General features: G+C 62.0%; 10 protein-coding genes. 5 read left to right on the top strand and 5 right to left on the bottom strand.

Going from position 1 to position 10,557, the window contains the following annotated elements; genetic code table 11:
- The first annotated feature begins 355 nt into the window (after positions 1–355).
- Positions 356–1,069 (top strand): SDR family oxidoreductase, encoded by a 714-nt coding sequence (locus EB809_RS19970; RefSeq protein ID WP_123636618.1) that lies wholly within the window; start codon positions 356–358, stop codon positions 1,067–1,069.
- Positions 1,070–1,141: 72 nt separating this feature from the next.
- Here EB809_RS19970 and EB809_RS19965 read toward each other — a convergent pair whose 3' ends face one another.
- Both EB809_RS19965 and EB809_RS19960 read right to left on the bottom strand, forming a co-directional pair.
- Complete coding sequence (locus EB809_RS19965; protein WP_123636617.1) at positions 1,142–1,777, bottom strand: ChrR family anti-sigma-E factor; 636 nt, start codon at positions 1,775–1,777, stop codon at positions 1,142–1,144.
- The gene (locus EB809_RS19960) at positions 1,774–2,421 is read right to left on the bottom strand and encodes a sigma-70 family RNA polymerase sigma factor (protein ID WP_123636616.1); all 648 of its coding nucleotides are present in this window, start codon (positions 2,419–2,421) and stop codon (positions 1,774–1,776) included. Before EB809_RS19960 ends, EB809_RS19965 begins: the two co-directional genes overlap by 4 nt.
- A 189-nt stretch (positions 2,422–2,610) precedes the next feature.
- Here EB809_RS19960 and EB809_RS19955 point away from each other — a divergent pair, with 189 nt between their 5' ends.
- Positions 2,611–3,660 (top strand): AraC family transcriptional regulator, encoded by a 1,050-nt coding sequence (locus EB809_RS19955; protein ID WP_123636615.1) that lies wholly within the window; start codon positions 2,611–2,613, stop codon positions 3,658–3,660.
- Here the strand turns inward: EB809_RS19955 and speA are convergent.
- A complete protein-coding gene (gene speA / locus EB809_RS19950; protein WP_123636614.1) occupies positions 3,645–5,546 on the bottom strand; it encodes a biosynthetic arginine decarboxylase in 1,902 nt (633 codons plus the stop codon). The two genes, EB809_RS19955 and speA, sit on opposite strands and share 16 nt — an antisense overlap.
- A 169-nt stretch (positions 5,547–5,715) precedes the next feature.
- On the opposite strand from speA, the gene speE reads away from it, so the two are divergent.
- The 3 genes from speE to EB809_RS19935 all read left to right on the top strand — a co-directional run bounded on the left by speE (position 5,716) and on the right by EB809_RS19935 (position 8,543).
- Positions 5,716–6,576, top strand: coding sequence for a polyamine aminopropyltransferase (speE, locus tag EB809_RS19945; protein WP_123636613.1), 861 nt, complete (start codon positions 5,716–5,718; stop codon positions 6,574–6,576).
- 231 nt (positions 6,577–6,807) lie between these two features.
- Complete coding sequence (locus tag EB809_RS19940) at positions 6,808–7,008, top strand: DUF6316 family protein (RefSeq protein ID WP_123636612.1); 201 nt, start codon at positions 6,808–6,810, stop codon at positions 7,006–7,008.
- A 122-nt stretch (positions 7,009–7,130) separates the two neighbouring features.
- Positions 7,131–8,543 (top strand): IS1182 family transposase, encoded by a 1,413-nt coding sequence (locus tag EB809_RS19935; protein ID WP_123636611.1) that lies wholly within the window; start codon positions 7,131–7,133, stop codon positions 8,541–8,543.
- 169 nt (positions 8,544–8,712) lie between these two features.
- Here the strand turns inward: EB809_RS19935 and EB809_RS19930 are convergent, their stop codons facing one another.
- Together EB809_RS19930 and glnK are read right to left on the bottom strand one after the other, a co-directional pair.
- Positions 8,713–9,981: an ammonium transporter gene (locus EB809_RS19930; RefSeq protein ID WP_123636610.1), complete on the bottom strand. Its 1,269-nt coding sequence runs from the start codon at positions 9,979–9,981 to the stop codon at positions 8,713–8,715.
- Between the two features lie 76 nt (positions 9,982–10,057).
- Positions 10,058–10,396 carry a P-II family nitrogen regulator gene (gene glnK / locus EB809_RS19925; protein WP_004578958.1) on the bottom strand — a complete coding sequence of 113 codons (339 nt, stop codon included), beginning with the start codon at positions 10,394–10,396 and terminating at the stop codon, positions 10,058–10,060.
- Between the last annotated feature and the right edge of the window lie 161 nt (positions 10,397–10,557).

Here is a 10,557-nt window from a genome sequence, read left to right as displayed (position 1 = left end):
TACGCTCCACGCTTCCTCCCCACGGTCGGTCGCCCTTCCGCAGTTGCGCTTCACTTCGCTCGCTGTGGCCAGCTCACGGGAGGACTTGCACCTCCAGGAGTGCGCCCGTGCCGGGCGCACAAAAAAAACCACGCCATAGGGCGTGGCTGGACAAGCAAGATGGCTTACCCCGAAGGGAACAAGCCGGACTAGTTCAGAGACACTAATCAACGGGGTCTATTCTCCAGATACCGCGCCTGGGAAGAAGGTCAAAAGCTGACAAGTATCGGTCATTTTCGGACAGGGGCCTGAAGTCCGCGCAACGTTGCCGGGCGTAATGATGGGGAGAGCCCTGAACCTGAAGACGGAGAATCCCATGCCGCATATTGTCGTCGCCGGCGCCACCGGTGGCATCGGTCGCGCCTTGATCCAACAGTTGCTGGAGCGCCCGGACACCACCGTCACCGGCCTCTGTCGTCGCCCTGATGCGGCCGCGGACTGGGCCGCCCCATACGGTGACGCTCTATCGTTGCTGCCCTGGGATGCGCTCGACCCGGCGCCCGAACTGGCGTTGCAGGAGGATATCGATGGGGTGATCTATGCGGTGGGCCGCCTGCACGGCGAGGGCATCCGGCCGGAGAAGCGGCTGGAGGATCTGGATGCCGGGGCGCTGGCAACCGCCTTCCAGATCAACGCCTCGGCGTTTGTGCTGCTGGTGCAGGCGTTGCTGCCCCGGCTGCGTCACAAACGTCTCAAACGCATCATGGCCGTATCCGCCAAGGTGGGGTCCATCGGCGACAACGGTTTCGGTGGCTGGTACGGCTACCGGGCCTCGAAGGCCGCCCTCAACATGCTGACACGGAACCTGTCCATCGAACTGCCGCGGCGCATCAGGCCGGTCACCTGCGTGGCCGTCCATCCCGGCACCACCCGCACGCGGTTGAGTGAACCGTTCCAGCAGTCCCTGGCGCAACTGCAGGTGCATGGGCCGCACGATACGGCGACCAACCTGCTGTCGATCTACGATGGCCTGGATACGGAGCACAACGGCCAGTTCTTCAGCTGGGACGGATCGTCATTGCCGTGGTAGGAAATGGGGGGGGGGGCTGGCTCGCCCACAAAAAAAGCCCCGGCAGGCCGGGGCGAGTGAGTACAAGATCGGCTATCGGATAAACGGATTGAGTAAACGGGTGAAGGTGCCGGTCAGCTTCAGCGGCGCGCTGAGCACGGACAGGGTGATGCAGTCGTCGCCTTCCAGCGCCACCGGCCGGTGTTCGTCGTGCTCGTCCAGCACCACGAAATCCCACTGGTTGAACACGCCCTTGTGGTCGGTGAACGCGCCCTGCAGCACGATCGTCGTTTCCAGGCCGCGGTGGGTGTGTGCCGGGGCCTTGCCGCCCGCCGACAGTTTCTGCAGCACGACTTTCTCCGGCTGGCCCGGAAACAGATGGCTGATGTCCAGCACGCTGACATCGGCCAGCTGCCGCTTCCAGGGCAGGTGATTCAGGTCGTCGCCCAGCAGCCGTTGCAACGGGTTGCCGCGTGGTGCCGGCTTGGGCTGGGGTTCCGGCGTGCCGGCATCGATGCGTGACATCAGTCGGTCGAACGCATCGTCAGCCACGCCCGCTCCGGGCTGCTCGTCCATCAGGACGGCACCCAGGCTGTCGAGGGTGTCCACGCGACTGCGACAGTGCGGACACTCGTCCAGATGGAGACGAATACACAGCGCGTGGGGATCGCTCAGGTTCCCGGCGCTGAATTCCATCAGGCTGTGACTGTCAGGATGGTGCTGGGTCATGCGTTCTGGTCCTGCAGAATAACTTTGAGCTTGTTGAGCGCCAGCCGGACGCGGCTCTTGACCGTGCCCAGTGGGATGTTCAATTCATCGGCCACGATCTGGTGGGACTTGTTTTCCATATACACCTTGGCGATCACGGTGATCTGTTCTTCCGGCAGGTGCTTGAGGGAGTCCCGGATGCGGCGTTCCGACATCAGTCGGTGCAGGGAGGTGACCGGCTCGTTCTCGTCATCACCGGGAATCTGCCACAGATCCTCCGTGTCGACGGTCATTTCCGCGCGGGAGCGCTGCATCTTGCGCAGCATGTCGATGCGCTGGTTCCGGGCGATGGTAAAAATCCAGGTGGAGGCAGCGGCCTTGCGCCAGTCGTAAAGACAGGAACGGCGCCAGATGGACACGAACACTTCCTGCACCAGCTCTTCGGCCTGGCCAGCCAGGCCGTTCGCCATGGCGTAGTACTTGATCTGCGGCGCGAAGTGTTGGAACAGGGCCCGATAGGCTTCCCGGTCCTGCTGTTTGCCGACTTTGTCCAGCAGCTGGCTCCAGGGGTCTTTTCGGCCCTCTGTTCGGTTGGAGCCGGGATTCGGCGTGGACACGTTGCGATCCCCTGTGGTGGCTGTCTTTGCACGAGTTGATGTCATCATTCTAAGTGCTCGCCATGGGTTTGTCAGTCCAGCGGATTTACGCCGGTCGGTTTGGGCCGGATCACCCGGTGAGCAAAAAAAACTGAAAATGACCCAACCGTCAGCGCCGGTCCGTCGATGGGGTAATTGTGGCAAGGCGCATCGGCCTTTAACCTGCCGGTCACCCACGTCTCATGAGCACTGACGCCGATGAGTGATGCCCTCGACCTGCACAGCCCCGCGACCCGCGCGCACTATGTGGAAATTCTGGGCCAGCTTCTGGAAGAGGAAGGTGGCAAGCGGGATGCCGTGTTTGCCGCCGCGGGTCTGTCGGCCGATCGATTGGCCCATCCGGACACGCTGCTGACAGTGGCGGAATTCGTCGCGGTCTGCCGCGAGGCGTTGCAGCAGAGCGACGATCCCGCGCTTGGGCTGGCGTTCGGCCAGCGGCTCAAATTCACCACCCACGGCTCCCTGTCCCAGGCGGCCATCAGTTGCGCCACCATCGACGAGGCGCTGCGGACACTGGCCAAGTATTTCTCGATCCGTTTCGCGTACATCGACCTGACGTTCTTTGTGGAGGGGCGCGAGGCGGTGATCCAGCTGACCATGCGCCACGACTTTGACGATCTTTACCGCTTCAATGTTGAGGCAGTGCTGGCGGCGCTGATGGATGTCAATCAGTTGCTGTTCGGCAAACAGCTCATGTACGGCGGCTCCTGCCGGTTGGCGTATCCAGCGCCGGAGCCGGCACACCGGGCCCGCTACGCGGCCCTGTTCGGCGATGCGGCCCATTTTGGCCAGCCGGCCAACCAACTGCGCTTTCAGGCCGACATGCTGGGATTGCCCATGGCACTGCACAATCCGGTGGCCCGGCGTCTGGCGGAAGCGGAATGCGAGGCGGAACTGGTCCGACTGGCCCAGCATCAGGGGGTCTCGGGACGGGTTCGTAGCGTGTTGGAAAGCGTCACCAGCGAGCCCCTGCCGGGACTGGATGCGGTGGCCGAACGGTTGCACGTCTCGCCCCGGACACTGCGCCGGCAGCTCAAGCGGGAAGGCACCGGTTTCCAGACCCTGCTGGATGAGGTCCGTGCTGTCCGCGCGCGCTGGCTGCTGACCCGCACGTCCCAGTCGGTGGAGGTGATCGCCTGGCAACTGGGCTACAGCGACCCGTCCAATTTCGGCCGGGCCTTCCGCAAGTGGGAGCACTGTTCGCCGTCGGCCTATCGGACCGAAGCCCGCGGTCAGTCCTCCAGGTAGGTATAGCCTTCCAGGCCCTGCTCCAGTTCCGCCAGCAGGGCCTCGCTTTCCCGGTCGGGCAGCTTGGCCGCTTCGAACTTGCTCCGGTAGGCCTGGCGCAGCGCGTCCGGGTCGAAGTTCACATAGCGCAGGATCTTGGACACCGTATCGCCCTCGACAAGATGCCGGATCCGGTAACTGCCGTCGTCGCCGCGGCTGACGTCGACGGAGTTGGTGTCGCCGAACAGGTTGTGCATGTCGCCCAGGATTTCCTGGTAGGCCCCGGTCATGAAGAATCCCATCAGCATTGGCTCGCCGGGCTTGGCTTCCGGCAGGGGCAGGGTGGTTTCCACGCCCTGGCCGTCCACGTAGCGGTCGATCCGGCCGTCGGAATCACAGGTGATGTCCTGCACCACGGCGCGGCGGTTGATCGGCTGGTTCAGCCCGCTGATGGGCAGTACCGGGAAGATCTGGTCGATGCCCCAGACGTCCGGCAGTGACTGGAACAGGGAGAAGTTGATGAACAGTTTCTCGGCCAGCTTCTCGTTCAACTCGTCGATGATCTCACGGTGGGCCCGGTTGCCGGCTTCGAGCCGGGCGCGCAGGGCGCGGCAACAGGCGGTGTAGAGCTGTTCCGCCTCGGCCCGGTGGGGCAGCGACAGCAGGCCGTGGGCAAACAGGGCGTGCACGTCGCTGATGGCGTGCATCACGTCGTGGTAGATTTCGACCCGGGACCGGTTCGGGTCACGATCCTGCAGGCTGTTGTAGTCGCGCCAGAGGTCGTGCAGCGGGCCGGGAGCGTCGCTGGCCGGCGCGTTCGGCGTTGGATTGGCCGGCGCCTCTTCATCAATCACGTTGGTGATCAGCACCGCGTGGTGGGCGGTCATGGCCCGGCCGGATTCGCTGATCAGGTTCGGGTGCGGGATGCCGACCCGATCGCATTCGGTCTGCAGGGTGTGGATCACGTTGTAGGCGTATTCGCCCATGCTGTAGTTGATCGAGCAGCTGCTGCGCGAGCGGGTGCCTTCGTAGTCCACGCCCAGGCCGCCGCCGATATCCACCGTTTCGATGGGCGCGCCGAGGTCGCGCAGTTCACTGTAGAATCGGGCGCATTCCTTCAGGCCGGTCTGGATATCGCGGATGTTCGCGATCTGGGAGCCCAGATGGAAATGCAGCAGCTGCAGCGAGTCCAGCGCATTGGCGGCCTTCAGGCGCTCGACGGTCTCCAGCACCTGACTGGCGGACAGGCCGAACTTGGACTTTTCCCCGCCGGTGTTCTGCCAGTTGCCCTTGCCGATGGTCGCCAGCCGGGCGCGCACGCCGATCAGCGGTTTCACCGACAGGGCCTTGGCTTCCTCCAGGATCTCGGGCAGCTCCGACTGCTTCTCCACCACGATAAAGACGGTGTGGCCCAGCTTCTGGCCGATCAGCGCCAGGCGGATGTACTCGCGATCCTTATAGCCGTTGCAGACGATGACCGAGCCCGGCTTGCGGGACAGCGCCAGGACGGCCATCAATTCCGGCTTGCTGCCGGCTTCCAGGCCGATCTGGCCGTTGCTGGCGGCGGGCTCGGCCCGGGTCAGCGCCTCGACAACGTGGCGTTGCTGGTTCACCTTGATGGGGTAAACGGCGGTGTACTGGCCCTGATACCCTTTGTCCCGGGCCGTCCGGTTGAAGGCGTCGCAGAGGCTGTTGACGCGGTCATGCAGGATATCGCCGAAGCGCACCAGGACCGGCAGCTGAACCTGCTTGTCCAGCAGTTCCCGGGTCAGCTGCGGCAGGTTGATGGACGCTCCGCTGTGGCCCCGGTCCGGTCGGATCAGCACGTCACCGGCCGAGTCGATATCGATGTAACCTTCGCCCCAGTGGGCAATGTTGTAGACCTTGTGCGCGTTGCTGTCTGTCATGGCCGAATCCGTCCTGTCTTTGAGGCGCCATTGTAAAGAAAGCAGGCGCTTAGCGGGAAGCGCCGTAAGATGTCGACTTCGGCAAATACCTGTATTTTTGTGCTTTGGCGCAGGACAATGACTCTCTACAATCGCGGCTTTCGACCCACAGGGCAGGAGGAATGAAACAATGTCAGCACTGAACGATGGCTGGTTCACCGAGGTTTTCCAGGACCAGGGCACGGCGTTCTCTCTACAGGTGAAGCAGAAGCTGCACGAAGAGCAGACGCCCTACCAGAAACTGGAAATCTATGAGACCGCGACCTTCGGCAACCTGATGGTGCTGGACGGCTGCGTGATGCTGACCAGCCGCGACAATTTCCTCTACCACGAGATGATGACGCACCCGGCCCTGTTTACCCACCGTGCGCCGCGCAAGGTCGTGGTGGTGGGCGGTGGAGACTGCGGCACCCTGCGCGAGGTGCTCAAACACCCGGACGTGGAAGAGGCCTGGCAGGTGGAGATCGACGAGCGGGTGACCCGCATGTCGGAGAAATATTTCCCGGAGCTGTGCGAGTCCAATGAAGACCCCCGGGCCAACTTTTTCTTCGGCGACGGCATCCAGTGGATCCGCGACGCCGATCCGGACAGCATCGACCTGATCATCATCGACAGCACCGATCCGGTGGGCCCGGCCGAAGGCCTGTTCGCGCTGGACTTCTACCGGGACTGCATGCTGGCCCTGCGTGAGGGCGGCATCATCGTGCAACAGAGCGAATCCCCGCTGCTGCACGCGGACACCATCATCAAGGACATCCACACCGACATGCACAAGGCCGGTCTGGATCACGTGGTGACGCTGCCGTTCCCGCAGCCGGTTTATCCCACGGGCTGGTGGAGCTGCACCATGGCCAGCAAGGAGAACCCGTTGCACTACTTCCGTGAGGAAGACGCCGCCGAGCGCCCGTTCGTGACGCGCTACTACAACGAGGACATCCACAAGGGCGCCCTGGCCCAGCCGCAGTTCATGCGGGATATCTTCGAGGATTGATCGGTCCGATGGCCGGTCCCGCCCCGGGGCCGGTCTTGATGCCTATCCGCTATAACGCCCTTTTAGCTGTTTCCAAATCAGTCTTTCCCGTCGCTGCTGATCTCCTACGCTTAGTGTGAAGTCGTTCAGAAAGCTCGCATCCCCGGAATGCTGTTGGCCGGATCGCCCGATCCCCAGTGTGGCCGGGTATGCCCGTCGGCACAGTGATTTCGCTTATGTCAGGGGGGCAAGATGGTGGTAAGACAGGGAGAAACGGAAAAGAACTGGTTTCGCACCGAACGGTTCAGCTATGTGAATGGCGCCTGGTATTTCGAAACCCGCGAAGGCACGTTCCAGGGGCCTTTCGAGAATGCCCTCGAAGCGGAACTGGAACTCAACTTTTACCTGCAGCAAACACTCAGCCAGTCGATCCGGGCCGGTACCAGCTATTAGAGCTTGCGTGCTTCAGGATTCCGGATGTGGCAACGAAAAAAGGCGCCCCGAGGAGGCTGTGTGAAAACAGCCTCTGAAGCTGGCAGAATAGCCGTGAACTCACCGTTCACGGCTATTTTTGTATGCGACACCTGCAAGGACAGCCCCGCCACCAAACCTCGCTGCTGCCACCCAGTGTTGAAGAATACGTTGCGGAAGATCATCCCGTTCGGGTTGTCGACGCCTTCGTCGATTCCCTGGATGTCGCCGAACTTGGTTTCGACAAGGCGCAGACCGCCACGACGGGGCGTAGGCCTTACCATCCGGGCGATTTGCTCAAGCTCTATATTTACGCCTACCTGAACCAGACCAGCAGCACCCGCCGCCTGGAGAAGGAATGCCACCGTAATCTGGAAGTGTTGTGGCTGATGAAGCAGTTGGCACCGGACTTCAAGACGATTGCTGACTTTCGCAAGGACAATGGTCAAGCGATCAAGCGGGTATGCCGCCAGTTCGTTCTCTTCTGCAAACAGGCAGGCCTCGTCAGCGGCCACCTGGTCGCTATTGATGGCAGTAAATTCAAGGCGGCGGCGAGCAAAGACCAGGCGCTGACCCGCAAGCAACTGGAACAGCAGCTGGGCAAGCTGGAGCACAAGATCGACCGCTACCTGGGGCAGCTGGCCGAGTCGGATCAGCAGGCGGAAACCGACCTGGATCAGGCCAAGGTCAACGATGCCTTGGCGTACTTACAGGCCCACAAGGCTGAACTGCAGGACGAGCTCCAGGTCCTGGTGGAGGAAGAGGACACCCAGACCTGCCGGACCGAGCCGGAGGCCCGGCTCATGAAGTCCGGGCGAGAAGGCATGGTGGTGGGTTACAACGCCCAGAACGCCGTTGACGCTAAGCACCAGTTGGCGGTGGATCATGAACTGACTCAGGCGGGAACAGACAACCAGCAACTGGAGCCGATGACCGAAGCGGCCCAGCAGGCTCTGGAAGGTAATTTGGAAACCGTCGTCACTGACGCGGGCTACTCCAACGGGGAGCAAATCGAGAAGACCTGGAAGACCGGCGTGAACGTCGCGGTGCCCTCAAACCGCGCGGTCAACAACCGGGGTTCAGGCGAGTTTTTCCAGAAAAGCGACTTTATCTACCTGCCGGATGAAGATGCCTACCGCTGCCCGGCGGGTGAGTTACTCCATCACAAGACGATCCAGCGCAAACAGCGGATGCACCTGTATAGCCGCACCGGTTGCAGTCAATGCCCCTTACAGGCCCGATGCACGACCGCCGACCGACGTTGGGTAACACGCCACTTCCACGAGGAGGCGCTGAAGCAGGCGCAGCAGCAGGCCACCCCCGAACGCATGGTTCGGCGCATGGCGACGGTGGAGCCGACCTTTGCCACCTTGAAGCGCTTGCTCAACAAGGGGCGTCTGACCTGCTGGGGGCTCTCTTCCGCCCATAGCGAGTACAGTCTGGGCGTATTGAGTTACAACCTGATGCGGGTGATCAACATCCTGGGCGTGAAGGGACTGCTGGCCAAGCTCGGCTGAGTCGAGAACCGTGCGCTGTCGCCACTCCAAAAAAACTCAAAAACCGCCCCCCAACGAAAAATGCCCCGGCAAAGCCGAGGCATTCTTCTTGGAGCCGCCCCTGGAGCTGGTGACGGGTTGTCACACAGCCTCCCGAGGGGCGCCTTTCTGCTTTGGACCGAAGCGTCGCTTACTTGGTGCTGACGAACTCCGGATAGGCTTCCATACCGCACTCGGACAGATCCACGCCCTCGTACTCTTCTTCCTCGGAAACCCGCAGGCCCATGACCGCCTTGAGGATGCCCCAGACAATCAGGCTCACCACGAAGACCCAGATGAAGATCGTCAGGGCGCCGATGATCTGGCCGCTCAGGCTGACGTCGCCGTTGGTGGCCGGGACCAGCAGCAAACCCAGCAGACCGCAAACGCCGTGGACGGAGATGGCGCCGACCGGATCGTCGATGCGCAGCTTGTCCAGAGTGACGATGCTGAAGACCACCAGGACACCGCCCAGGGCGCCGAACAGGGTGGCTGCCAGAGCGCTCGGAGTGGACGGCTCAGCGGTGATAACCACCAGGCCAGCCAGGGCGCCGTTCAGCAGCATGGTCAGGTCAGCCTTGCCGAACATCAGGCGAGCGGTGATCAGGGCCGCGATGCCGCCACCGGCTGCCGCCGCGTTGGTGTTCAGGAAGACCATGGCCACGGAGTGGGCGCTGGCGATGTCGCCCAGCTTCAGGACCGAACCGCCGTTGAAGCCGAACCAGCCCATCCACAGGATGAACGTACCCAGTGTAGCCATCGGCAGGTTGGCACCCGGGAAGGCGCGGATTTCGCCGTTCGGGCCGTACTTGCCTTTACGGGCACCCAGCAGCAGGACGCCGGCCAGGGCCGCGGCCGCACCGGCCATGTGAACGATGCCGGAACCGGCGAAGTCACTGAAGCCCAGGTCGCCCAGAGTGTACATGCCGAAGACAGACGCGCCGCCCCAGGTCCAGGAACCTTCCATCGGGTAGATGAAGCCGGTCATGACGACGGCGAAGATCAGGAACGTCCAGAGCTTCATACGCTCGGCCACGGCACCGGAAACGATGGACATGGCAGTCGCCACGAAGACCACCTGGAAGAAGAAGTCGGAAGCGCCGGAGTAGATGGAGCCGCCGTCGAAGCCGCCATCGCGGTTCGCGAAGTCGTTCAGGACGTTGGGAACGTCGATGGTGCCCATGCCGGACAGGAAGACGTTGCCGCCATACATGATGGCGTAACCGCACACCATGTACATGGTGCAGGCCACGGCGTAGAGCGCGACGTTCTTGGTCAGGATTTCAGTGGTGTTCTTGGCACGGACCAGTCCGGATTCCAGCATGGCGAAGCCTGCTGCCATCCACATGACGAATGCGCCCATGACAAGAAAATAAAACGTATCTATAGCGTACTGTAATTCGAAAACATTGTTTTCCATGTGAAGCCCTCCGCACAAGGCTCTTCAGGGATGAATGGGGTAATTGCGTTGGCGTTGTTATCGGATTCCGTCAGCCTTAAACGGCTTCTTCCCCGGTCTCACCGGTCCGGATCCGGATGGCCTGCTCCAGTTCGGTCACGAAGATCTTGCCGTCGCCGATCTTGCCGGTGTTGGCTGCCTTGGTGATCGACTCGATGACCTGGTCGAGCAGGTTGTCGCCGATTGCTACTTCCACCTTGACCTTGGGAAGGAAGTCCACCACGTATTCCGCACCCCGGTAGAGCTCGGTGTGCCCCTTCTGCCGCCCGAAGCCTTTGACTTCAGTGACGGTCACGCCTTGAACGCCAATCTCGGATAATGCCTCGCGGACATCGTCCAGCTTGAAAGGCTTGATGATCGCTGTCACAAGTTTCATTGCTGTCTCCTTGGTAATGCCGTCTCAAACTTTTTCGTTTGGTGGATTCTCTGAAAACACCGGACTCACGTCGGGCTTCCAGGGGCTCCTTTTGTTTGAGCTCGGGATGCTGCCGCCTCGCACACAGTGTGTGCGGATTGCGTACGAGGCTTTAAGCATCG

The organism is Marinobacter sp. R17 (assembly GCF_003789045.1).
In the GTDB taxonomy this organism is placed as follows: domain Bacteria; phylum Pseudomonadota; class Gammaproteobacteria; order Pseudomonadales; family Oleiphilaceae; genus Marinobacter_A; species Marinobacter_A mangrovi.
This window is presented reverse-complemented; position numbering and strand designations above follow the sequence as displayed.